The 23261-nt window shown below is 67.8% G+C and carries 21 protein-coding genes and 1 pseudogene; 13 read left to right on the top strand and 9 right to left on the bottom strand.

The window, feature by feature from the left end; genetic code table 11:
* Positions 1–340 precede the first annotated feature (340 nt).
* Positions 341–1051, bottom strand: coding sequence for a formylglycine-generating enzyme family protein (locus NM1_RS11065; RefSeq protein WP_068017725.1), 711 nt, complete (start codon positions 1049–1051; stop codon positions 341–343).
* A gap of 108 nt (positions 1052–1159) precedes the next feature.
* Positions 1160–1528: a DUF1844 domain-containing protein gene (locus NM1_RS11060; RefSeq protein ID WP_068017760.1), complete on the bottom strand. Its 369-nt coding sequence runs from the start codon at positions 1526–1528 to the stop codon at positions 1160–1162.
* Positions 1529–1982: 454 nt separating this feature from the next.
* Here NM1_RS11060 and infC point away from each other — a divergent pair, with 454 nt between their 5' ends.
* From infC to NM1_RS44615, 5 genes and pseudogenes are all read left to right on the top strand, one after another.
* A complete protein-coding gene (infC, locus tag NM1_RS11055; RefSeq protein WP_068017757.1) occupies positions 1983–2654 on the top strand; it encodes a translation initiation factor IF-3 in 672 nt (223 codons plus the stop codon).
* Between the two features lie 68 nt (positions 2655–2722).
* Positions 2723–2917: a 50S ribosomal protein L35 gene (gene rpmI / locus NM1_RS11050; RefSeq protein WP_068017722.1), complete on the top strand. Its 195-nt coding sequence runs from the start codon at positions 2723–2725 to the stop codon at positions 2915–2917.
* Positions 2918–2977: 60 nt separating this feature from the next.
* The gene (gene rplT, locus NM1_RS11045) at positions 2978–3358 is read left to right on the top strand and encodes a 50S ribosomal protein L20 (protein ID WP_068017719.1); all 381 of its coding nucleotides are present in this window, start codon (positions 2978–2980) and stop codon (positions 3356–3358) included.
* Between the two features lie 233 nt (positions 3359–3591).
* Positions 3592–4473 carry a TrmH family RNA methyltransferase gene (locus tag NM1_RS11040; protein ID WP_068017754.1) on the top strand — a complete coding sequence of 294 codons (882 nt, stop codon included), beginning with the start codon at positions 3592–3594 and terminating at the stop codon, positions 4471–4473.
* Positions 4474–4925: 452 nt separating this feature from the next.
* Positions 4926–5227, top strand: a pseudogene (locus NM1_RS44615) (PD-(D/E)XK nuclease domain-containing protein).
* Positions 5228–5271: 44 nt separating this feature from the next.
* Here the strand turns inward: NM1_RS44615 and NM1_RS11030 are convergent.
* Entirely contained in the window at positions 5272–6663 is a 1392-nt protein-coding gene (locus tag NM1_RS11030; RefSeq protein WP_246011351.1) for an HNH endonuclease signature motif containing protein, read from the bottom strand.
* Positions 6664–7078: 415 nt separating this feature from the next.
* Here NM1_RS11030 and NM1_RS11025 point away from each other — a divergent pair, with 415 nt between their 5' ends.
* Positions 7079–8575: a trypsin-like peptidase domain-containing protein gene (locus NM1_RS11025; protein WP_084519410.1), complete on the top strand. Its 1497-nt coding sequence runs from the start codon at positions 7079–7081 to the stop codon at positions 8573–8575.
* Between the two features lie 226 nt (positions 8576–8801).
* Here NM1_RS11025 and NM1_RS11020 read toward each other — a convergent pair whose 3' ends face one another.
* Positions 8802–11474 (bottom strand): MFS transporter, encoded by a 2673-nt coding sequence (locus NM1_RS11020; RefSeq protein WP_211339409.1) that lies wholly within the window; start codon positions 11472–11474, stop codon positions 8802–8804.
* Positions 11475–11681: 207 nt separating this feature from the next.
* Between NM1_RS11020 and NM1_RS11015 the strand changes: the two genes are divergently transcribed.
* Positions 11682–12041 carry a hypothetical protein gene (locus tag NM1_RS11015; protein ID WP_068017707.1) on the top strand — a complete coding sequence of 120 codons (360 nt, stop codon included), beginning with the start codon at positions 11682–11684 and terminating at the stop codon, positions 12039–12041.
* Between the two features lie 88 nt (positions 12042–12129).
* Here NM1_RS11015 and NM1_RS11010 read toward each other — a convergent pair whose 3' ends face one another.
* The 5 genes from NM1_RS11010 to NM1_RS10990 form a co-directional block, all read right to left on the bottom strand.
* A complete protein-coding gene (locus NM1_RS11010) occupies positions 12130–12564 on the bottom strand; it encodes a DUF6640 family protein (protein WP_068017704.1) in 435 nt (144 codons plus the stop codon).
* 1 nt (position 12565) lies between these two features.
* Positions 12566–13159 carry a TetR/AcrR family transcriptional regulator gene (locus NM1_RS11005; RefSeq protein WP_068017701.1) on the bottom strand — a complete coding sequence of 198 codons (594 nt, stop codon included), beginning with the start codon at positions 13157–13159 and terminating at the stop codon, positions 12566–12568.
* Positions 13160–13590: 431 nt separating this feature from the next.
* Positions 13591–13797, bottom strand: a complete 207-nt coding sequence (locus tag NM1_RS11000; RefSeq protein WP_068017698.1) for a DUF397 domain-containing protein — start codon at positions 13795–13797, stop codon at positions 13591–13593.
* Entirely contained in the window at positions 13794–14678 is an 885-nt protein-coding gene (locus NM1_RS10995) for a helix-turn-helix domain-containing protein (protein ID WP_084519408.1), read from the bottom strand. Before NM1_RS10995 ends, NM1_RS11000 begins: the two co-directional genes overlap by 4 nt.
* A 610-nt stretch (positions 14679–15288) precedes the next feature.
* Positions 15289–15858 carry a TetR/AcrR family transcriptional regulator gene (locus NM1_RS10990; RefSeq protein ID WP_246011350.1) on the bottom strand — a complete coding sequence of 190 codons (570 nt, stop codon included), beginning with the start codon at positions 15856–15858 and terminating at the stop codon, positions 15289–15291.
* Between the two features lie 153 nt (positions 15859–16011).
* On the opposite strand from NM1_RS10990, the gene NM1_RS10985 reads away from it, so the two are divergent.
* The 6 genes from NM1_RS10985 to pheT form a co-directional block, all read left to right on the top strand.
* Positions 16012–17430 carry an MFS transporter gene (locus NM1_RS10985; RefSeq protein WP_068017693.1) on the top strand — a complete coding sequence of 473 codons (1419 nt, stop codon included), beginning with the start codon at positions 16012–16014 and terminating at the stop codon, positions 17428–17430.
* 29 nt (positions 17431–17459) lie between these two features.
* On the top strand, positions 17460–17999 hold the full coding sequence (locus tag NM1_RS10980) for a DoxX family protein (protein ID WP_068017690.1): 540 nt from the start codon (positions 17460–17462) through the stop codon (positions 17997–17999).
* Positions 18000–18204: 205 nt separating this feature from the next.
* Positions 18205–19002 carry a TetR/AcrR family transcriptional regulator gene (locus NM1_RS44440; protein WP_068017686.1) on the top strand — a complete coding sequence of 266 codons (798 nt, stop codon included), beginning with the start codon at positions 18205–18207 and terminating at the stop codon, positions 19000–19002.
* Between the two features lie 11 nt (positions 19003–19013).
* A complete protein-coding gene (locus NM1_RS10970; protein ID WP_068017683.1) occupies positions 19014–19916 on the top strand; it encodes an LLM class F420-dependent oxidoreductase in 903 nt (300 codons plus the stop codon).
* Between the two features lie 299 nt (positions 19917–20215).
* Complete coding sequence (gene pheS, locus NM1_RS10965) at positions 20216–21277, top strand: phenylalanine--tRNA ligase subunit alpha (RefSeq protein ID WP_068017680.1); 1062 nt, start codon at positions 20216–20218, stop codon at positions 21275–21277.
* 36 nt (positions 21278–21313) lie between these two features.
* A partial coding sequence (gene pheT / locus NM1_RS10960; protein ID WP_068017677.1) for a phenylalanine--tRNA ligase subunit beta occupies positions 21314–23261 on the top strand: 1948 nt, incomplete at its 3' end.

Raw genomic sequence — 23261 nt, 5'->3', positions numbered from 1 at the left:
CGTGAGGTGTCGGGTGGTGTTCCCGCGAGGTGTGGGGCCGGTGCTTCTGCGAGGCGTCGGGTGGCGCTCCCCGTGAGATGTGCGGCCGGTCTTCCGCGAGGCGCCGGGTGGGTGCTATCTCGCGCGGCGTCCAGTTGTCGAGCACCGGTGCGAGGTCTGACGGGCGGCGCGCACCGGTGTGGTCCAGGACTGTCAGCGCGAGACTTTCAGCATTCAGCGCTGCACCGTGCGCGCTACCCGGAATCCGATGTCATCTGTACAGGCCGCCGGGTGGCTGCGTCGCCGAACCCCGGGGCGGCAGCGCAGCGGCCTGATCCGAGCCCTGTCAACCCGGGCTCTTTCAACCCGGGCCGCTGAGAGCCCCACCGCGCGCGACCCGGAAGCCGATGTCCTCGATGCGCGCCGCCGGGTGGCTGCGGCGCCGCACCCCGGCGCGGCAGCTCCAATGCTCGTCGAACCAGCCGCCGCCGCGCAGGACACGGTAGCTTCCGTAGACCTCGGGGTCGTAGGTGTCCCAGCACCAGTTCCACACGTTGCCGAGCATGTCGTGCAGCCCGAAGGCATTGGCGCGCTTGCCGCCGACCTCGTGGCTGCGGCCGCCGGAATTGCCTCGGTACCAGGCGATGTCGTCGAGCGGTCCGTAGCGTGGGCCGGAAGTGCCCGCGCGGCAGGCGAATTCCCATTCGGCCTCCGTCGGCAGCCGGTAGCCGTCACCGGTGCGGTCCCAGTGGACGATATCGGCTCGCCCGTCGGCAGCGTGCTCGTCATGCGCGCCGGCTCGGGTTTCCTCGCGGCGGTAGACGGGCGCCAAGCCCGCGCGCCGGGACAGGGCATTACAGAATTCGATGGCGTCCCACCACGAAACGCTCTCGACGGGCAGACGGTCGCCGCGCGCCGCGCTCGGCCACTCACCGGTGAGGTCGGCGTACTGCGCCTGCGTGATGGGATACACCGACATATCGCACGGCGCGATCTCCACCGTCCAGCTGCGCTGGGTGCGGCGATCCGACAGCGTGACCCGCCCGGCGGGCAGCGCAGCTGTCTCGATCATGAGCCGCCGCGCGGTCGGCAGATTACAAGTTCGCGGGCGCTCCCGGAGCGGCAGGTGGTGCCGGAGCAGCCGGTGTCGCCGGATCTGCGAGAACTTGCTGCCACCCGCTCAGTACACCGGGCCGGTGTACTTCTCGCCGGGCCCCTTGCCGGGCTCGTCCGGATGGGCGGAGGATTCCCGGAACGCGCGCTGCAGGGACTGCAGGCCGTCGCGGATCGGTCCGGCATGCGGGCCCAGGTACTCGACGGAGGCGGTGACCAATCCCGCGAGCGCGGTGATGACGCGGCGGGCCTCGTCCAGGTCGCGGCGCGGGCTGGAGTCGGGGTCCTCGTCGGCCAGCCCCAGCTTCTCGGCCGCCGAACTCATCAGCATCACCGCCGCGCGGCTGATCACCTCGACGGCGGGCACGTCGGCCAGCTCCCGCACCGACGCTGAGCCTATTGATGCCGACGAGTCCGGCGACGGGACGGACTCCATCGACGACACCGAGTCATTCGACGACACCTCACTCATGCCCGGTAGCATCCCATCCGAGACCGACGTGCCTGGTCGCGGGGCAGCCGATTGGGACTTGCAGGCAAGTGGGTGTTAAGCTATTGCCCGACGACCGCCCTGGAACTGTCATGCAGACAGCCTCAGGGCCGTAAGTGGAGCCCGACTCCCACCGCCAGCCGGTGTTCTGCAGTATTGATCGGCGAGATCAATATACCGACACGCCAGGCTCGACGGTCCGGTCGCCCATCGCATGCCGATGGGTTCCTCGTGCGAGGTTTTCCCAGCACAAGGGTCGATGCGGAGGGTGTATGCATCGAAGGCCGGTCGACTCGGGCCCCGTGGCGGTGAAATACCGCACCGGGGCTTTCGTGTTGGATATGGGGTTGCAGTTATAGCGCGCGGTCGTTGGACGACACCGCTTGACCTAGGAGGCCCCATCAGCACTGAGACCCGCATCAACGATCGCATCCGCGTGCCGGAGGTCCGACTCATCGGACCCGGTGGCGAGCAGGTGGGGATCGTGCGTGTTGAAGATGCACTACGCGTCGCGCAGGAGGCAGATCTCGACCTGGTCGAGGTCGCGCCGGATGCGCGACCGCCGGTCTGCAAAATCATGGACTACGGCAAGTTCAAGTACGAGACCGCGCAGAAGGCGCGCGAGTCGCGGAAGAACCAGCAGCAGACCGTGATCAAGGAGCAGAAGCTCCGTCCGAAGATCGATGACCACGACTACGCGACCAAGAGGGGCCATGTGATGCGCTTCCTCGAGGCCGGGTCGAAGGTCAAGGTGACGATCATGTTCCGCGGTCGTGAGCAGTCGCGACCCGAGCTCGGGTTCCGGCTGCTGCAGCGGCTGGCCTCCGACGTGGCCGATCTCGGCTTCGTGGAGACCTCGGCCAAGCAGGACGGCCGGAATATGACGATGGTCCTCGCGCCGCACAAGGGCGCGAAGACGCGGGCGACGGCGAAGGCACAGCAGCAGTCGGCGCCGCAGCGGCCCGCCGCGCCGGCCGGTGGCGGTTCCGCCGCTCCCACGCCCGGTCCGAGGCCGACGCCCGGGTCCAGCCCGGCGCCCGCCCCGGAGGCCGAAGCGGCCGCACCGCAGTAGAACCGATACAGCACCGGTGGCAGCGTGACTTTGCGCTGCCATCGGCACGAGACAGATTTGAGGAATCAATGCCGAAGATGAAGAGCCACAGCGGTGCTTCGAAGCGATTCAGGGTGACCGGTCGCGGCAAGCTGCGGCGGCAGCAGGCGAACCGTCGCCACAATTTCGAGCACAAGCCCACGACTCGGACTCGCCGTCTGGACGGCACGGTGGAGGTCGCCAAGTCGGACGTTCCTCGCATCAAGAAGCTGCTCGGTATCTGAACGCCATCCCCGACCATTTCGGGCGCCGCGAGCGCCCCTCGATCGAACAAGGACTGACCAGTGGCACGCGTCAAAAGGGCCGTCAACGCTCAGAAGAAGCGCCGTAGCATCCTCGAGGCCTCCAAGGGCTACCGCGGGCAGCGCTCGCGGTTGTACCGCAAGGCCAAGGAGCAGCAGCTGCACTCGCTCACCTACGCCTACCGGGACCGCCGGGCGCGCAAGGGTGACTTCCGCAAGCTGTGGATCGCCCGCATCAATGCGGCCGCCCGCGCCAACGACATCACCTACAACCGCTTCATCCAGGGCCTGAAGGCCGCCGGTGTCGAGGTGGACCGCAAGAACCTCGCCGAGCTGGCGGTGTCGGACGCCGACGCGTTCGCCGGCTTGGTCGCCGTGGCGAAGGCCGCCCTCCCGGCCGACGTCAACGCCCCGGCTGCGTGAGTCGCGCTGTAATTTTTTCAACGACCCGCGGCCCGCGCTCCCTGCCGGAGCGTAGGCCGCGGGTCGTTGCTTGCTGTCATTTGCTACCGCCAGCAGGTAGGGCACGGCCGTGATCGACCATATCCGCGGGCCCAGATCCCATGACCGACCGCCGCAATCGGCGGATTGTTGCGCCGCGTCGAGAGCTGGTCGGCAGCCGTGTTTCGGTGTCCTCCGCGTGCAGCCGGTGGGCCGTGGCTGATTTCATCGACTGGCGCAATCCGCGGATCGTTGCGGCCGTGAAGCTGCATCGGGCGCCGCAGCGGCGGAAGACCGGGCTGTTTCTCGCCGAGGGCGCGAATTCGGTTGCCGCGGCGCTGGATACCGAGCGCGTGGAGGAGCTGTTCTTTTCCGGGCGGGCCGCCGAGCGGGAGCATGAGCTGGTGGCGAGTGCCGCCGCGCTGGGTGTGCGGACCACGATGGTGAGCGACCGGGCCGCGGAGATGCTGGGGGAGACCGTGACGCCGCCAGGTTTGGTCGCGGTGTGTCGCCGGGTCGATGTGCCACTGTCGCAGGTGCTTTCGGGGAGAGAGCCCGGCGCGGCAGCGACCACCGGTGTCAGCTCCGAGACCGCCGTGGGCGTCGTGCAGCCCCCGACTCGGCTACTCGCGGTCCCCGTGGAAATCTCCGACCCGGGCAATGCGGGCACGCTGATCCGCGTCGCCGATGCGGTCGGCGCGAATGGTGTTGTCCTGACCGGTGATTCGGTCGACCCGCACAACGGCAAGTGCGTCCGCGCCTGCGCCGGAAGCCTTTTCCACGTGCCGATCGCCCGGGAACGAGACATCGACGCGGTGCTGTCGGGTCTGCGGGACGCGGGAATCACGGTGCTGGCCACCACCGCCCGCGGCGAGGTCGACCTCGACGACGCCGACGAGATCCTGCGCGGTGAGGGCGAAGCGACCGGCATCGCCTGGTTGTTCGGCAACGAGGCCCACGGCCTCGACCCCGCCGTAGCCGCCCGCGCCGACCACCGCATCCGCATCCCCATCCACGGCCGCGCCGAAAGCCTGAACCTCGCCGCCGCCGCAGCCATCTGCCTCTACGCGAGCGCCCGCGTCCAGCATCGAGCTTGAGAGGCGCATCGATACTTCGTCCAGCTTGGCGAGCGACGGCCTATAGCCGCTCCCATAGCTATACGATTCGAGCATTGCTTTCGGGACAATAGAGGGCGACACGATGTTGACGGACGACGGTGCCGTAGTCGAGGAACTGATCGAGCGTTCCCACGCGTTGGAACGTGAGTCCGCGAGTTGGCAATCTGCCGGTGAGGGACCGCCGACACATGACGAGATAGACGCTTTCCGGCGGTTGTACGCCAGTACGAGAGCACAACCCTACTGCCTGGGATTCGTAGCTTCATCAGCGAACCATTGCGGCGAAACCCGATTTTCAAGTGGCAGTTTCGGTATGAGACCTGCTACCGACAGAAGGTTGTAGCGCAACGGCAGATATTGATGGAATCCTCCAGCACTGGGTGGGCCGAGCGATCGACTGAGTCGATCGACGACCTGGACAGCGTCCCAGTATCCAGGTCTCGATCGAGAGTGAGTACGATCTCCAGATCCTGGTCGAATCTATCTTGCGGCTACATTACCGGGACGTTCGGCCGGAGGAGTACGTGTCGAGCCATGGCGGCGCGAACAGTCGGGTGTCGGTGACGAACTGATCGTAGACATGGCCCGCTACCGGCGTCATCCCGGATGTCAGGCGGTGTTTGCTCTCGTCTACGACCCCGGCGGCTTGATTTCGAATCCAGAAGGGCTGGAACATGATCTGCAGTCCAGCGGTACGGATGTGCCGTTTCGGTTGGCAATAGTCGGTCGGTGACGACGGCGATCGGTTGCGAGCGGCTTGAAGTTTACAGTCGGGGGTTAGGCTGCTGCGCCCCGTTGGTGACGTTGGGGGTGGGCCTCGTTGTGGGCGCGCCACGATTGCAGGTGTTCTTCGCGTTCGCGGGTGTTGCGGAGGTGGATGCGGGCCAGGATTTCGGCGAAGAGTTCGTTGGCGTGGTGGCGGTGGTTGACCTCGGGGATTTGGTCGGGGTCGATGTGTGGGGGTGCGAGCCATGCGACGCGGCCCGCGTAGGGTGAATTGGGGCCTTTCACACGGGTTTTCCAGCCGCCCGGGCCGTCGTGGATCAGGGCGTGGCAGGCGTCGCAGGCGAGGGTGAGGTTCTCGATGTCGGTGGTGCCGTTGTTGCGGTATTCCAGGATGTGGTGCACGGCCGCCAGGCTGGCGGGTGCGTCGCAGCCGGGGCGGGAGCAGCCCTTCAGGGTGGCGATGAGTGCCAGGCGCTGGTTTCGGGAGGCCAGTCGTTTGGTGCGGCCCAGGTGGAGTGGAAGTCCCGCGTGGTCGAATACGGCCAGGTATGGGCGGGAGCGTTCGGCGAGTTTCAGTGCGTCGCCGAGGGGGACGGTGCCGCCGGTGGCGGTGGTTGCCACGCCCGACATTTGTTCCAGGTCTTCGATTTTCAGCGTCAGGATGGTCGTTACCGGCAGGCCGCGATGTGTCCCCAGTTCCTCCGCGAGGAGGCCCGAGGACAGGATCGCGCTGAGTGCGTCGTGGTTGCGCTGCGCGGTGGAGCGGTGGTCACGCCGTGCGGCATCGGCGAGCCGCGCCGGGTCGGCGCTGTCGACGGCGGTGCTGGGGCTTTCCGGGTCTTCGGGATTGCAGACCCCGGGGCGGGCGTACTTGGCCAGCAACGGGTCCAGCAGGGCGCGCAGGATCGGGTCGATCTCCCCGCGGATCGGGGACATGCCGTCGGGCCGTTGCCGCCCCAGGGTGACGCCTCGCATGCGGGCCCGGTCGTTGTCGGTGGTGAGGCGGCCGTCGGGGTCGAGGTGGGCGAGTATGCGGTCGCCGATCTTGCCGATGTCGTCGGGGGAGCCGGAGCGGGCGAATTCGGTGAGAATCTGTTCGGCCGCCTCGCGGTCCTCGCTCGACACTCCGCGGGGCATCCGGTTCACGACGGTCGCGATACCGCGGGCGTGGTCGGCCGAGATATCGCCGGAGGCAAGGGCTTTCGAGGCGCATGGCAGCGGGGGTTTCAAGGGCTCACCGGCCATGTCGTGAAATACGCCGACCCATTCGGCCTGGTGTACGCGGGCTCCGGCGTCGCCGTTCGCCAGGCGCAGGGTCTCCATCAGGAACTTCTTCAGTGATTTCGCTCCGGTGCGGGCGGGGATGCAACGTTCGCGGGCCTCGATCAGGAGCCGATGCTGCATCGCGGTGAGCATTCGGGCGCACCGTTCCACATCGCGCATGAGATCGATGACATCGTCATCGGTCAGCGGCGTGAGTGGCAGGTCGAGCAGCGTGGTGGTGGCGGTGTGCAGCGGGCCGGATGCCCGCTCCCCACCTTCTACTCCGCTCGAATGTATGTTCGAATTCTATCGCGAATAGATCGCTGGCAACAGCCTGGCGACTGTCTGAAATCAGCCTCTTCGCATTGGGCAAGCGACCGACCGGTCGCCCGAGGTGCCACGGCTGATGCGGCTGCGATTCGCACCGAACCGTGCGCTCCGGGGTGGATACATCACCACCTAGGGTGCGTACCGGCCCGGCCGATTCGCTGTGACCATAGGTGCAGGTCGACACCGGCCCTCGGCACCGCTGCATCGCAATGGTGTCCGCACCTCGGCGAAAGCCTTGCTTGTTCATTCATCCCTAGGAGTACCCATGTCCCATTCTCGGTCATGGTCCAAAATCGCTGCGGCTTCGGCCATGTCGCTGCTGGTGGTGGGCGCCGGTACCGCGTGTTCCGCGCGCACCGGCACCGCGCCCGCGGATCTGCACCCGCCGAATCAGATGGAGAAGGCCTCCGCAGTGATACGTCCCGCGCTCGCCTCCATCGATATGCGCGTCAGCGGTTACGTTCTCGATGAGCTCGGCAACGTGTTCAACGACGGAAATCCGTACGAGCTCACCGCGAACTGCACCGGATTCGTGGTCGATCCGGACGGCTATATCGCCACGGCAGGGCACTGCGTCGACACCGGACCGGGCGCGGAATCCTTCCGCGACAGCTACATTCAGATGGCCGCACTGGAGGCGCACGAGCGCCGCCCGCAGGTGAGTGCCGAGGAGTTCTACGAATTCGGGGCGAAGAACTGGACCGTGGAGGGCGACGCCAAAGGCTCGCCGCTCGATCTGCAGGTGGTGGTGCAACTCGGTTCCGGGAAAGCCGATCCGCTGCCCGCCCGGGTGGTCGACTATCGCTCGCTCGGCCAGGGTGATGTGGCGCTGTTGGAGGTGGAGGCACACGCCCTCGCGTCCGCCGAGCTCACCACCGACGCCGACGTCAGGATCGGCGACCAGGTGATGGCGGTCGGCTACCCCGCGAGCACCGACCTGGTGACCGACCGGTCGGCCGAACCGTCGAACAAGGAAGGCGCGATCAGCTCCAAGAAGACGCAGGGCAGCGTGCCGGTGTACGAGATCAGCGCGGCCGTGTCGCCGGGGATGAGCGGTGGTCCGACGGTGGGGAGCGACGGCCGGGTGCTCGGCGTGAACAGCTTCACCGTCCGCGGTGAGTCCCAGCCGTTCAACTTCATCTCGCCGGCGGCAGGATTGTCGGAATTGCTGAAGCGCAACGGTGTTCAGCCCGCCGTGGGGCCGGTGGACACCACCTACCGGGCGGGTCTGACCGCGTTCTACGACGGCAGGTACACCGCCGCGATCGCCGATTTCGACAAGGCGCTGGCGCTGTCGCCGGATCATGCGAAGGCGGCCGAGATGAAGACGTCGGCGGCACAGATGCGCGACAGGTTCGGCGACTGGGGCAACCCGGTCGAACGAAATATGCTCTGGTACTTGATCGGCGGTGGTGGTGCTGCCGTCGCCGTGGTCATCGCACTGCTGCTGGGGATCTTGGCGCGCAGGCGGATTCGCAGGCGTCGTGAACCGGCCGTCACGCTCGTGGCGCCGTCGGTAGGCGTTGTCCCGGAGGTGAATCCGGCTTCCGGGGTTCCGTCGACGGTCCCGCTTTCCGGTGCCGCACAGCCGGTGACCGCCGGTGCGGCTACGGCGACAGAGCAGGCTGGTGCAGCGGCGGTCCATTCGAGTACCGAAACCACCGAACAGCTGCCGACCACGAACGCAACGTTCTGCGGAGGCTGCGGCACCCGAGCCGAGCCCGGCAACAGGTTCTGCCGCAACTGCGGGCAGCCGCTCTGATGGGCGATTCCCGCCGAAAGCGCGCCGGAAATGACGGTGTGGGTGACAGCGAGCTTGCTGGGATTCGCGTCCAATGGCGGTGGTTGGGTAGGCACGTGCTGTTATACCTCTGAATGTCCATGGGGGACAGCAGGGTTCATTCGCCGAGCGATTCGACGCCTACGTAGCGGCGCTGCGGGAGTCGCTGCTGCGCCGCGCCCCGCTGTCCCCCGCAACCTTCAGCGACCTATTCGCTCTGGTAAGTCAGCTCGATGTCGTGGGCGTTACCTTCGCCGGGGTGGAGGGCGACCGCGGTGGTGGTCGCCGGGTAACCCGAGGCGACCACCATATAGTCACCGTTGCCGATGTTGGTGAAGGCGTAGGTGCCGTCGGCTGCGGTGGTGGCGGTGCCGACCACCGCGCCACCCGCATCGATGAGGGTGACCCGGGCGTCGGGCAGCGGGCCCTGCGGGGCGTGGACGGTGCCCCGCAGTCGTGCCCCGCGACGCAGCGCGAGATCGAGGTGGGTGATGCCCTGGCCCCGGACTTCCGCGGAGACGGCCAGCGGCTGGAACGAGGTGGCATTCACGGCAACCGTCACATGTCCCGGAACCAGCTCTGCCAGTTCGTATTTCCCGTCGGCTCCGGATGCGCCCGCGGCCATCACGTCGCCGCGGCTGTCGGTGACGATTACGACCGCGTCCGCCACGGGTGTGCCGTCGTCGGCGGTGCGCAACATCCCCGCCAGCCCGCTCAACCCGCTGAGTCGGAAGTCGTGTCCGAGGGCGCTGCCGCCGACCGTGATCGGCGCCGCCTGTGGCTGATACCCGTCGGCGGAGGCGATGAGCACGAAGGGGCCGGGAGCCGGAGCGTCGACGGCGAAGCTGCCGTCCTCCGAGGCGATAACGCGGCCGACCTGACCGCCCTGCGGAGAGATCAGCGTAAGCGCGGCTCCCGGCAGCGGCGCGCCGTCGGCGGAGCTGACGTAGCCGTGTACCGGAATGCCTTCGCCGGTGGGCACGTACCCGGTCATGCGGACACCGTCGCCAGAGGGCGGGCGGCCGTGCGTCGGGCCGCCGGATCGCGAATAGCCCTGCCGCGGAACGTCATTGCCGGGTTGCGAGCGCCCCTGGCCCTGTATGTCGTTCCCCGACTGCGTGTATCCGTACTCCAGGGCATCGGCAGCAGTGTGTGGGTGCTCGTACGCTGGCGCGCCGTTGCCGGAGACGGCAAGCCGGTGCGCCGCGGTGCCGTTGCCGGAGGGCGAAAACCCGTGCCTCGGAACGTTATCGGCGGAAGGGGAGTGCAGCGTGGTGTCGTCGAGCAGGTCCGGCGTAGCGGCGTTGGCAGACTCGGACACCGCGCTGGTGCGCAGGGCCACCTCCTTGATGAACAGCGTGAGCAGGAAGGCGATCAGCGCGACCGGGGCCGCGTAGAGGAAGACGTCGGCGATGCCGTGGCCGTAGGCCTCCTCGACGACGGTGCGCACCGGAGCCGGGAGCACCGCCATATTGGGTAGGTCGCTGCCCGCGCCGCCGCCCATGGCCTGCGCGGCGCCGGGCCCCAGCCGGGTCAGTCCGTCCGAGATGTGGTCGCGGACCTGACCGGCCATGATCGCACCGAGCGCGGAGACGCCGATCGCGCCGCCCAGCGAGCGGAAGAAGCTGACCAGCGAGCTGGCGGCGCCGAGATCCTGTGCGGCCACCTGATTCTGCGTGCAGAGCACCAGGTTTTGCATCATCATGCCGATGCCCAGGCCCATGAGTGCCATGTACAGCGCGACCAGCCAGTAGTCGGTGTCGTAGCGGATGCTGCCCAGCAGCCCGAGTCCCGCGGTCAGCAGCGCGGCGCCGCAGACCAGCCATGCCTTCCAGCGGCCGGTCCGGGTGATGACCTGGCCGGACACCGTCGAGGCGACGAACAGGCCCGCGATCATCGGGATCGTCATGACGCCGGACATGGTCGGCGACTTGCCCCGAGCCAGCTGGAAGTACTGGCTGAAGAACACGGTGCCCGCGAACATCGCCGTGCCCACCATGAGCGACGCCGCCGAGGCGAGGGAGATGGTCCGGTTGCGGAACAGCCGCATCGGCACGATCGGCTCGCTGGCCTTCAGCTCCACGAACACGAACAACAGCGCCAGCGCCAGGGACCCCGCCACCATGACCGCGGTCTGCCAGGACAGCCAGTCGTACTTGCTCCCGGCGAAGCTGACCCAGACGAGCAGCAGGCACACCGACGCGGTGACGAGGAACGCGCCGAGCCAGTCCACCTTCACCTCGCGCCGGAGCACCGGCAGGTGCAGCGTCTTCTGCAGCACCACCAGGGCGATCAGCGCGAACGGCACGCCGACGTAGAAGCACCAGCGCCAGCCGAGCCAGCTGGTGTCGGTGATGACGCCGCCGAGCAGCGGGCCGCCCACCGTGGCGACGGCGAAGACCGCGCCCAGATAGCCGCTGTAGCGGCCGCGTTCGCGAGGCGCGATCATCGCCGCCATCACGATCTGCGCCAGCGCAGAGAGTCCGCCCGCGCCGATGCCCTGCACCGCGCGGCACGCGATCAGCATTCCGGCGTTCTGTGACAACCCGGCCACGACCGATCCCGCGATGTAGATGAGCAGGGCGATCTGGACCAGGGCCTTCTTGCTGTAGAGATCGGCCAGCTTGCCCCACAGCGGGGTGGCGGCGGTCATCGCGAGCAGCGCCGCCGTGACGACCCACGTATAGGCGGTCTGGCCGCCGCCCAGCGTGCCGATGATCTTCGGTAGCGCGGCGGAGACGATCGTGGAGGAGATGATCGCGGCGAACATGCCGAGCAGCAGCCCGGACAGCGCCTCCATGATCTGCCGGTGCGTCATCGGCGCATCCTCCGGCGGTGCCGCGGGAGCGTGCGCGGTCTCGCTCGCGGTGATTGTGGCCACGGGGTTCTCTTTCCTGAACGCGGTCGAGCGGTGGGCCGGGCGGTAATCGCCGGGCACACCGCGGCCGCGTCGAACGACGTTTCTCGGTTAAGTGAGCAAAGTAAACAAGTTGGTTGCTGCAGCTAACTATATCGAGTGTGGGGCGCGCTGTCACGCGGGGTGGCCTCCGTTTGACTTCAACCGCGCTCGAGGTTCGATGATCTAGGAATGAGCATCCTGTTTCACAACACCATGCGGATCACCGACGGGCATCTCGAGGAGTTTCAGGCGGCCGTGCGGAAGGCGGTGGCATTCGTCGAAGAGCACGGTCCGCAGTTGATGGTGCAGGTCTTCGTCGACGAGGAGCGGGGCCTGGCGCACAGCTTTCAGCTCTATCCCGACTCCGAAGCCGTACTCGCGCACTGGAAGATGTCCGATCCGTATATCCAGGGCGTGATGGCGCACTGCACGGTGCAGTCGTTCGAGACATTCGGTGAGATGTCGGATGAGGTGCTCGCCGGGCTGCGTTCCGGGCCTGCGGGAGAGGTGACGGTGCGACCGGGACTCACCGGCTTCACCCGGTTCTGAGTTCGTCCGGCGTTGCGGGACAGGCGGACTGCAGCGGTGCTGATCTCCAGGGATGCTGCGAGACTGTGGAACGCTCGGCTGACTCGGTTCAGGCGGCGAGTAGGGCGGCGACGACCAGCAGCGTCAGCAGTATCGCGGCCAGTAGTACCTGGGGATGCAGGCCGAGGACCGACTCGCTGTCGAACTCGGGATCGTGGATCGCGGTGCGGGGGAACAGCAGTGCGGCCAGCAGGCCCAGCCACGGCGTGGCCAGGATCGCGCAGACCGTCCACAACACGGAGCGGGTATCGCCCCCCGGCAGCATCAGCAGTGTCAGCGCGACGCCGCCGAGCAGGATCGACATGACGATGTACTGGGCGTCATGGAATTTCGCGTGCGGCGGCCACGCGTCGTTGCGCATGTGCTGCGAGGCGGTCGCCGGGATGACGAAATCGGCCAGCAGCGCACCGAACATCGTGACCAGCGCGACGAGTGCGACGAGAATGCGTGGGGCGGAAAGGCTTCCGGATATCAGCGTGCCCATGTCACGGGGTTCCTTGCTCATGTCGAGGTGTCGTGGAATGGCAGCGCAGGAAATCGTCGACGATCTGCTGCACGTAGTCGAGGTCGAAGGTCCGGTGGGCGACCAACCGCCGGAAGAACAGCGGGCCGTGCAGTTGATCGACGGCGATGTCGATGTCGAGTTCGCTCGGCAGGTCGGCGCGCGCGACGGCAGCGGTCAGGATCGCGCGCACCACCCGGGTGCCGGAGCGGTACAGCGCCTCCTTGACCTCCGCGAATTTCGGGTCCACGGCGGCTCTTTCGATCAGCACGCGCATCGCCTGCTCGGTGGCCGGTTCGTGCAGCATCGCGTGCGTGCCCGCGAGTTCGGTCAGGAGGTCGGCGCGCAGATCGCCGGTCGGCGGCGACTGCGCCAGGGCGATGTGCCGCGACACCGTGGCGCGAACCAGATCGGGCGGCTCCGGCCAGAGCCGGTACAGCGTGGCCCGGCCGACCCCGCTGCGCGCCGCGACTGCACTGTGCGTCAGACCGGCCAAGCCCTGCTCGATCAACAACTCTCGGGCCGATGCGAGTGCGGTCTCGCGACTGCGCACCGTGCGCGGATCCGGGGGTCGCACAACACCTCACTGTGAGACAGTTTGTTTCGAATCTTTGAGACGAACTGTATCGAAACTGCGGGGATTTGGCTAGCGCATGGTCTGCATGTGCGATCTGGGTATGCGTTCGAAGTGAATGGCATCGCGAACTTCGCTGTCCCGCTTGAGGTCTCGATCGGGATGGGCGCAGGAAGCTCGATGGCGCGGATGTCCACCTAGCGCGGATGTCCCTGTGGTGCGGATGCTCGCGTGGTGGGGATGTTCACGTAGTGCGGACGTTCGTGTGATGCGGACGTTCGCGTGGTGGGGATGTCCATGAGGTGGGGACGTTCGCATGGTGCGGAGGTCCCTGTGGTGACGACGGATCACTGTGCGAGTGCGATGTGGTGATGAAGCTGGGCCGCCGAATCAGGTCACGGTGTTGGGCACCACGATGGCGGCGGTCCTGTCGGTCAGGCGGGGCCGAGGTTGCCGTGTTGGAGGCTTGCGGTGAAGGCGTCCCAGTCGGCGGGGGAGAAGATGAGTGCTGGGCCGGTGGGGTTTTTGGAGTCGCGGACGCCTACCAAGCCGTCGTCGAGATGGGCCACCTCGACGCATTCGCCGCTCGGCTGGCTGCGGCTGGATTTGAACCAAACTGCGCTGGAAAGGTTCACGTTCATTCTGCGTACTCCCTAGCGATCGACACGATCAGGTCATGGGTGGCCCTCTCGTCCAACGCTATACGTCGAATGTGGCGGATCGCATCCCGGTATACGGCGACTTCGGCGTCCCGCTCCAGGTAGGCAGCGCCCGTGAACCCTTCTACGAAGACCACCGGTGGTTCTGTGAGTTTGGTCGACGGCAGGGGTGGAAATTCCAGCAGGACGAACGAGCCGCACACCGCGCTGACAGGGCTCGTGGCGTCGAACGGAATCGCTCTGATCGACACGCCTGGCAACCTGCCGACCTCGAGCAGGTGACGCAACTGCTCGGCCATCACTGCGGGACCCCCGGTCAGCTGTCGCAAGATCGCCTCGGAGATCAGGAACGTGACCTCGAACCGCGGGTCCGAGAGTCGCTCTTGCCTGCGCATCGCGAGTTCGATCCGCTTCTCGACCTCGTCAGGGGTGAACTCGGGGTTCTCGGCCCAAGCGAGTTGCCTTCGGTACCCGGGAGTTTGAAGCAAGCCGGGGATGAGGCTGAGTTGCAATGTGGTCATGCTCCGGGCGGCCTGCTCGAGGCTCATGTAGTGATCGAATCCGGTCTGCAAGTCGTCCGCGTACGCTCGCCACCAGTTGCCGTCGGACTTGCGGGCGGCCCGGACTTCCTCGGCCAGAGTGAGCAACAGCCTGCGTTCCTTGTCGCTCACCTCCAGCCTGTCGCAGATGGCATTCAGCATGAGATTCGTGACGTTGTGTTTCTGCCCCTCTTCGAGTCGCCCGTACGTTTGCGGCGATGTCTCAACGGCTTTGGCGACCGCATGCTGCGTCAGTCCGGCGCGTTCGCGGTACTTCTTCACTTGCCGTCCGAGGGCCCTGCTGGAAAGAGTCGATCCGGCCATTCCTTAGCCTCGCTATTCAATGGTCTGAATTTTGGAAGACGCCATCGTGGAACTTGGAGAGAATCACGGCAGTCCGGCCGTGCAGGAACTTCCACCCCATCGATTCGGAGCGTATCACTGTAGATGTCCGGTAGCCGCGGAATCGCCACCGATTCGCCAAGTGCCCCTTGCATTTTGGGTTGGGTATTTCTCGGCTGCCGGGCGAGTCGGTCGTCCGCTCGAATCAGGGAGTTGATGGGAAGTGTCTGCGCCCTATGGCCTTCCGGTGACCAACCACGCCGCTATATCGGTGATGACCGTCGAGTATGCGCACGTGGTGATGCAGATTCATATGGAGTGCCCGGTCACGGTGTGTCCCTTGAAGTCTCAGGCCCGGCTCCGGCTGGTCGAGGCGGGCCGTCTGGCTCCGTCCGATCGCCCGAAAATGGGGTACTGACATGGTCTTCCGAAGAGTTGCCCGCAATTGTCCCTATGGGCAATGTCTTTTGGTTTATCCAAGGAGGTCGTTGCGATGATCCGGCGCTCTCGAATATTCGAGTTTCCGGGCGGGATATTCGAGTACACCGAGTATGACGACGAGCCGGAAGACGAAACTCCGGAGGTCGTGCTGTCAGTCGTCGCCGAGGGAGTCGATCATTTCCTCGGCCCACGGCAGAGAGATGGCGCCGGGGCCGATGACCTGCAGTGCGCTCATGACGGTGATGAGCATGCCGGTGGCCATGAAGCGGCGGACCTCGATGGGCGAGGCGCCGGTGAGTTCGCGGGCCAACTGGTGGATCCGGCCGAAGCGGTCGCGGACGTCGTCGCCGATGGCGGGGTCCGAGCTGGCGGCGAAGGCGTGCAGCAGGACGAGGAGTAGGTCGCGGTCGGTCACGAAGGTGTTGTAGCCCTCGCCGAGCGCGTCCAGCGCCTCCTGCGGGCTCACATCGGGTGCGGCCTCGGCCCGGGACGCCCGGAAGATCTCCTCGACGCGGTCGCAGACCCGGTGCGCGGTGGCGAGGAACAGCTGCCGTTTGCTGCCGAACAGGCGGATCACGTACGGCTGCGAGACTCCCGCCAGGCGCGCGATCTCGTCCGTTTTGGTTGCGGCGTAACCGGATTCGGCGAACGCAGTGACGGCGGCGTCCAGCACCTGCTCGCTGCGCTCGCTCGCGGTCAGGCGAGTCCTGGTCGGGGTCACCGTTGTCCTCCTGTCGTCCTGCCGAGGGTATCGGCCGCGGCTGCGTCGCCTCGGGTTCCGGTGTGTCCGAACCCCGCCATTGACATGTTATCAGTCAATGCATACTCTGCTCTCATCAAGTTATCAGCGGATAACAACAAGGAGCTTCACCTCATGATCACCACCGTCGAGACCAGCGGGTCGGTATCGGCCGCGACCCGCCGCAAACCCCCGCTCGCCGCCGTACTCGTCGCGGTCGGCGTCCCCACCTTCATGGTCACGCTGGACAACCTCGTGGTCACCAACGCGCTGCCGGTCATCCGCACCGAGATGAACGCCTCGCTCGGGGACCTGGCCTGGTTCGTCAACGCCTACACACTGGCGTTCGCCTCGCTGCTGCTCACGGCCTCCGCGCTGGGCGACCGGCTCGGCCGCCGCCGCGTGTTCCTGGGCGGGATCGCGGTGTTCACGCTCGCGTCGGCGGCGTGTGCGCTGGCCACCGAGCCGTGGATGCTGATCGCGGCCCGCGCCGTGCAGGGGCTGGGGGCGGCGGGCGTCATGCCGCTGTCGCTGACGCTGCTGGCGGTGGCCGTGCCCGACCGGATGCGCAGTGCGGCCATCGGAATCTGGGGCGGCATCACCGGACTCGGCGTGGCCGTCGGGCCGGTGGTCGGCGGCGCGGTGGTCGACGGGCTGAGCTGGCAGTGGATCTTCTGGCTGAACGTGCCCATCGGGCTGGCGGTGCTGCCGTTCGCGGCGCGGGTGCTCGGCGAATCCCTCGGCGGCAGTAGGAAGTTCGATCCGCTGGGGCTGGTGCTGGCGTCGGGCGGCGTGCTCGCGGTGGTGTGGGGCGTCATCCACGGCGCCGATGACGGCTGGACCTCGGCCCCCGTGCTGACCGCGTTGATCGCTGGTGCGGCACTGCTGGCGGCGCTGATCGTGTGGGAACTGCGGACGCCGGAACCGATGCTGCCGCTGCGGCTGTTCCGTTCGCGGGCGTTCCGGGTGAGCAACACGACGACCTTCACCTTCTCGGTCGGGGTCTTCGGTTCGATCTTCTTGCTGGCGCAGTTCTTCCAGGTGGTGCAGGGCTATTCGCCGCTGGCGGCGGGCGTGCGCACGCTGCCGTGGACGCTGGCGCCGATGGTGGTGGCGCCGATCGCGGGCCTGATCGTCGACCGGGTGGGCGCGCGGACGCTGCTCACGACGGGGCAGGTGCTCCTGGCCGCGGCGCTGGCGTGGATGGCGGCGGTCACCACCGCCGACGTCGGTTACGGCTCCTACGTCGCGCCGTTCGTGCTGGCCGGGATCGGCATGGGCCTGACCTTCGCGCCGAGCGCGACCGTGGTGATGGCCAGTGCGGCACAACAGGATCAGGCGATGGCGTCCGGCACCAACAGCACCATTCGCGAGGTGGGGGTGGCGATGGGCGTCGCGGTGCTGGCGTCCGTATTCGCCTCGCGCGGTTCGTATGTCAGCCCGCAGAGCTACGTCGACGGGCTGGTGCCCGCGGTGTGGGTGGGCGCGGGGATCGTCGCCTTCGGCGCGCTGGTCTCGACCCTGCTGCCGCGGCGCATCGAACAGGCTCACTAGGCATCGATCGAAAGTTATAGGAGGACACAATGTTCGAGACCCTGATGCTGATGGTCGTTCCTGCCCTGGTGTTCCGTCTGCTGGGTGTCTTCGGCGTCCGCCGCTTCGCCACTTGGCGCGTCGCCTTCGCGCACGGGCTCGCGGTGCTGCTCGTCTTCACCGGCTCGGCGCATTTCGTGCCCGACAGCGTGGAGATGATGCCCAGCCACGACGACCTGGTGGCCATGGTTCCCCCGGCACTGCCGTTCCCGGGCTTCCTGATCTATCTGACCGGGGTGCTGGAGCTGCTGGGCGCGCTGGGGCTGGTCGTGGCCAGGACGCGCGTCGCGGCGGGACTGGGTTTGGCGGTGCTGTTCGTGGTGATGGTGCCCGCGAATATCTATGCGGCGGTGGAGGATATCCCGCTCAACGGCGACCCCGCGACGCCGCTGTGGTTCCGGCTGCCGGAGCAGGTCGTGTATATCGCTGTCGCCCTGTGGAGTTCGGCCGCCGGTGCGGTATTGATGCGCTACGTACGGGCTGGTGCGACACGCAGTACGGCGACAGCCGCCAGCCTGCGACAGGCCTGACACGCCAGTCCTCATAACGGGGCCCCCGCCGTCATTCCGGCGCGGGGGTCCCGTCCGTCGTTTCCGGCGTGGGGTCCCTCTCCGTCATTTTCCGGCCGCCCCCTCTCCGTCATTTCCGGCGCGCTCTTGGCCGGAATCCACGGTGGAGGATCCCGGCGCCCGTGACTAATTGACGAAATTAGAAATCTGGTCATATATTGGCCGCATGGCTGGTGGTGCGCGTCTGAGGTCCGAGGCGGCTCGGCGGGATCGGGCGGAGCGGGTGCTCGATGCCGCCGGGGAGCTGCTGCTGCGGCTCGGGTATCGGCGGGCGACGGTGGACGATGTCGCGGATCGGGCGGGGGTTGGCAAAGGCACCGTCTACCTGCACTGGAAGACCAGGGAGGCGTTGTTTCTGGCGGTGTTGCAGCGCGAGGTCGTGGCGTCGATGGACCAGCTCGTCGCGGCATTGAAAGCGGACGCGGCGGTGGGGGTGCTGCACCGGCTGACGGAGGTGCACTTCCTCAACGTCATGCGGCGGCCGCTGTTGCGGGCGCTCTACACGAGTGATCCGGGCGTGCTCGGCAAGCTCGCCACGGCCCTGCACGCGAAGCAGGGCGAGCGGCACCACGATGCGTTCGACGACTACCTGCGACTGCTGGCGGACAACGGGCTGCTCCGCGACGATCTGCCGATTCGCGAGATCTCCTACGCGTATCACGCGATTCTGCACGGCTACCTGGGCGCGGACGGCTCGTCTCCCGAAGCCCGCGGTGCGTCCCGTGGGGACCGAGGCATGTCGCCCGGGGGCCGTGACCTGTCGCTCGAGGACCGCGGCGCACCTCCCGAGGACACCGACCTTTCTCTCGAAGACAAAGCCCGGCTGCTGGCCGACACGGTGCGGCGGACGTTCGAGCCGTCCGCGGAACCCTCCGGCACAGCCGTGCAGGACGTCGGTCCGCGGGTGGTCGAACTGTTTGCCGAGGCGGCCGAACTCGGTCGCGCACAAATACATACGAGTTGAGCGGAGCGGTTATGCGTATCGGAATGCTGATCCACGAGCAGGGCACCACCGTGAACGATCTGGTGGAGCGCGCTCGTGACGTCGAGAAATCGGGGATGGACCGCGTCTGGCTCGGGCAGCACTTCGGCTGGGACGCGATCACCGCGGCCGCGGTGATCGGCAGGGAGGTGCCGGGGGTCGAGGTGGGGACCGGCGTCGTCCCGACCTATCCGCGGCATCCGCTCATGCTGGCGAGCCAGGCGCTGACGGCCCAGTCCGCCAACGGTTCCCGGCTGACGCTCGGCATCGGGGTGAGCCATCCGCATATCATCGAGGGGCAGCTGGGTTACTCGTTCGAGCGGCCCGCGAGACATCTGCGCGAGTACCTGAGTGTCTTGACGCCGCTGCTGCGCGGGGAGGCCGTGTCCTTCCACGGAGAACAGGTGACGGCCGTGGGGCAGATCGATGTCGCGGAGATATCGCCGCCCTCGGTGCTGGTCGGTGCGCTGGGGCCCGCGATGCTGCGGGTGGCGGGGGAGTTGTCCGACGGCACGGTCACCACCTGGATCGGACCGGCGGCCTTGGACAGCTACATCGTTCCGGTGTTGACGGGTGCGGCCGAGAATGCGGGCAGGCCGCGGCCCGAGGTGGTGGTGTGCCTGTTCGTCGGCGTGACCGAGGACGAGGCAGGGGTCCGTCGCATGCTCGCCGACAAATACGGAGCGGCGGGGCAGATCGCCAGCTACCGAAACGCCATGGACCGTGAAGGCGCGAGCGGCCCCGAGCAGACCGCGATCCTGGGCGACGAGGCCTCCGTCGAGCGGCAGATTCGGCGCGTTTTCGAGGCTGGGGCGACGGAGTTGGTCGCGATGCCGGTGGGGTCTCGGGCTGAGCAGGCGCGGACGGCGGAACTGCTGGGCGCGCTCGCGGGCTGAGGTGGGGTTGGGGGAGATCCCGCCGTCGCGGCCCCAGGGGGCCGCGACGGCGGGAAGTGAGGGGCTTGGGCTGTGGCGTGGGAGGTGCAGGGGGCTTGGGCTGTGGCGGTGGGGAATGGAGGGGCTTGGCGGTGTTCGGGGGTGCGCAACGTCACCCAGGGGCGCACTTGCGCCTCCTCGGTGGCAGGGGCCGAAATCGCCGTGAGGTGGCCTGGGTGCATTGCGTACGATTCGACCAGCAACAATGTGGGTGGCAAAACCGCCTACACCCGTACCAGCCTGGGGAGAGACGAAGCATCGTGGCCGACGACAACGCACGAGCCGAGCAGACCGCGGCACTGAGCGAGGAATCGCTGTCCGCCGCCGCAGCAGCAGCGGAGAAGGCGTTTGCGGCGGCGGCCGACCTGGATGCGCTCGCGGCCGCCAAGACCGAACACATGGGCGGCAAGTCGCCGGTCGCGCTGGCGCAGCGGGCCGTGGGCGGCCTGCCGAAACAGGAGAAGGCGGAGGCCGGTAAGCGGGTCAATGTGGCCCGCTCCCGGGTGTCGGAGGCGTTCGAGGCGCGCCGCGCCGAACTGCTCGCCGAACGCGACGCCGCGGTGCTGGTCGCCGAGGCCATCGACGTGACGCTGCCCGCGGTGCGCGGACCGGTGGGCGCGCGGCATCCGATCACGGTCCTGTCCGAGCGCATCGGCGAGGTGTTCGTGGGCATGGGCTGGGAGGTCGCCGAGGGGCCCGAGGTCGAGACCGAGCACTTCAACTTCGACGCGCTGAACTTCCTGCCCGACCATCCGGCGCGCACCATGCAGGACACCTTCCACGTCGCGCCGGAGGGGTCGCGGCAGGTGCTGCGCACGCACACCTCACCCGTGCAGGTGCGGTCGATGCTGGAGCGGGACCTGCCGATCTACGTGGTGTGCCCGGGCCGCACCTTCCGCACCGACGAACTCGACGCCACCCACACGCCGGTGTTCTCGCAAGTGGAGGGCCTGGCCGTCGACAAGGGCCTGACGATGGCGCACCTGCGCGGCACGCTGGACGCCTTCGCGCGGGCGCTGTTCGGCCCCGATACCCGAACTCGCATGCGCCCCAGCTTCTTTCCGTTCACCGAGCCCTCCGCGGAGGTCGACGTCTGGTTCCCGGACAAGAAGGGCGGCGCGGGCTGGGTCGAGTGGGGCGGCTGCGGCATGGTGAATCCGAAGGTGCTCATCGCCAGCGGCATCGACCCCGAGGAGTACAGCGGATTCGCGTTCGGCATGGGCATGGAGCGGACGCTGCAGTTCCGCAACGGCATTCCCGACATGCGCGACATCGTCGAAGGCGACGTGCGGTTCACGCTGCCGTTCGGCATCCAGTCCTGACCACCGGTCCACTCGAACGAGGAAGCGAAACGTCAAGTGCGAGTAGCGCAATCCTGGCTGACGGAAATTCTGCAGCGCACCACTCCGGAGTGGTCGGTGACGCCGGAGGAACTCGATGCGGGGTTCGTCCGGGTCGGGCTCGAGGTCGAGGAGATCGATCGGCTGGAGCGGATCGGCGGCGAGCCCGAGCATCCCCTGGTCGTGGGCCGGGTCGCCGAGATCACCGAGCTGACCGAGTTCAAGAAGCCGATCCGGTTCTGCAAGGTCGACATCGGCAAGTCCGAGCTGCAGGAAATCATCTGCGGCGCCACGAATTTCGCGGTCGGCGACCTCGTTGTGGTGGTGCTGCCCGGCGGCGTGCTGCCCGGCGGTTTCACGATCACCTCGCGCAAGACCTACGGGCATACGTCCAACGGCATGATCTGCTCGGTCGCCGAACTCGGCATCGGCAAGGACCACTCGGGCATTCTCGTGCTCGAGCCGGGGACCGCCGAGCCGGGCGCGGACGCCAACGCGCTGCTCGGCCTCGACGACACCGTCGTCGAACTGGCCATCACCCCGGACCGCGGCTACGCGTTCTCGGTGCGCGGCCTGGCCCGCGAGCTGGCCTGCGGCTTCGACCTGGAATACGCCGATCCGGCGGTGCGGTCGCTGCCCGATGACGACGCCGAGGCCTGGCCGGTGCGGCTGGAGCCGGAGTCGCTGTGCACGCGGTTCGCCGCGCGGCGGGTGACCGGCATCGACCCGCAGGCGGTCAGCCCGTGGTGGCTGCAGCGGCGGCTGCTGCTGTCGGGGGTGCGGCCGATTTCGCCCGCCGTCGACGTCACCAACTACGTGATGCTCGAGCTGGGCCAGCCGCTGCACGCCTTCGACGCCGCGAAGCTCAACGGCGGCTTGGTGGTTCGGCGCGCGCACAAGGGCGAGACGCTGCGCACGCTCGACGACGCCGAGCGGGTGCTGGACGGCGAGGATGTGGTGATCGCCGACGATTCCGGCGTCATCTCCCTCGCCGGGACCATGGGCGGAGCGACCACCGAGGTGAGCGCCGCGTCCACCGATATCCTGCTGGAGGCCGCGACCTGGAACCCGGTCGCGATCGCGCGCACCGCGCGGCGGCACAAGCTCCCGTCGGAGGCGTCGCGGCGGTTCGAGCGCATCGTCGATCCCGAGCTGAACGTCGCCGCGCTGGACCGGGCGGCCACGCTGCTGGTCGAGATCGCCGGTGGCACGGTCGAATCCGAGCTGACCGACGTGCGGGTGCCGGTGCCGGAGACGGAGCCGATCCGGATGGATCTCGATCTCGCCGACCGCACGGCGGGCATCATCTATCCGACCGGAACCTCGGCGCGGCGGCTGGCGCAGGTCGGCTGCGCGGTCGAGGTCGACGTCAGCGAGTCCGGGCACGGGCAGCTCGTCGTCACCCCGCCCAGCTGGCGGCCCGACCTGGTGCAGCCCGCCGACCTGGTGGAGGAGGTGCTGCGGCTGGAGGGGCTGGAGAAGATCCCGTCCGTGCTGCCGACGGCGCCGGCCGGGCGCGGATTCACCGCCACGCAGCGCCGCCGCCGCGCGGTGAGCCGGGCGCTGGCGTTCGCGGGGACCGTCGAGGTACCCGCGCCGATGTTCCTGCAGGAGGGCGTGTTCGACGCGTGGGGGCTGGACGCCGACGACCCGCGCCGCAATACGCTGCGCGTGCTCAACCCGCTCGACGTGGAGCGGGCCGAACTGGTGACCACGTTGCTGCCGGGGCTGCTGGAAGTGGCCTCCCGCAACATTTCTCGCGGTGAGCGCGATCTCGCGATCTACAGCATCGCGCAAGTGGTGCTGCCGACCGGCGAAACCCGTGCCGTGCAACCGCTTCCGGTGGACCGTCGTCCCACCGACGAGGAGATCGCGACCCTGGTCGAGTCCCTGCCGGAACAGCCGGTGCATGTCGCCGCCGTGCTGACCGGGCGCCGCGACCCGCGCGGGCCGTGGGGGTCGGGCC

It is taken from the genome of Nocardia mexicana NBRC 108244 (assembly GCF_001613165.1).
In the GTDB taxonomy this organism is placed as follows: domain Bacteria; phylum Actinomycetota; class Actinomycetes; order Mycobacteriales; family Mycobacteriaceae; genus Nocardia; species Nocardia mexicana.
This window is presented reverse-complemented; position numbering and strand designations above follow the sequence as displayed.

Bases quoted from the DNA above. Each gene is read 5' to 3' on its own strand.
- rpmI (WP_068017722.1), top strand. From the start codon at position 2,723: ATGCCGAAGATGAAGAGCCACAGCGGTGCTTCGAAGCGATTCAGGGTG.
- NM1_RS44440 (WP_068017686.1), top strand. From the start codon at position 18,205: ATGGCTGGTGGTGCGCGTCTGAGGTCCGAGGCGGCTCGGCGGGATCGG.
- NM1_RS11025 (WP_084519410.1), top strand. From the start codon at position 7,079: ATGTCCCATTCTCGGTCATGGTCCAAAATCGCTGCGGCTTCGGCCATG.
- NM1_RS11010 (WP_068017704.1), bottom strand. From the start codon at position 12,564: ATGGGCACGCTGATATCCGGAAGCCTTTCCGCCCCACGCATTCTCGTC.
- NM1_RS11060 (WP_068017760.1), bottom strand. From the start codon at position 1,528: ATGGAGTCCGTCCCGTCGCCGGACTCGTCGGCATCAATAGGCTCAGCG.
- NM1_RS11065 (WP_068017725.1), bottom strand. From the start codon at position 1,051: ATGATCGAGACAGCTGCGCTGCCCGCCGGGCGGGTCACGCTGTCGGAT.
- NM1_RS11030 (WP_246011351.1), bottom strand. From the start codon at position 6,663: ATGCGCGATGTGGAACGGTGCGCCCGAATGCTCACCGCGATGCAGCAT.
- NM1_RS10980 (WP_068017690.1), top strand. From the start codon at position 17,460: ATGTTCGAGACCCTGATGCTGATGGTCGTTCCTGCCCTGGTGTTCCGT.
- NM1_RS10995 (WP_084519408.1), bottom strand. From the start codon at position 14,678: ATGGCCGGATCGACTCTTTCCAGCAGGGCCCTCGGACGGCAAGTGAAG.
- NM1_RS11015 (WP_068017707.1), top strand. From the start codon at position 11,682: ATGAGCATCCTGTTTCACAACACCATGCGGATCACCGACGGGCATCTC.
- NM1_RS10970 (WP_068017683.1), top strand. From the start codon at position 19,014: ATGCGTATCGGAATGCTGATCCACGAGCAGGGCACCACCGTGAACGAT.
- NM1_RS10985 (WP_068017693.1), top strand. From the start codon at position 16,012: ATGATCACCACCGTCGAGACCAGCGGGTCGGTATCGGCCGCGACCCGC.
- NM1_RS11000 (WP_068017698.1), bottom strand. From the start codon at position 13,797: ATGAACGTGAACCTTTCCAGCGCAGTTTGGTTCAAATCCAGCCGCAGC.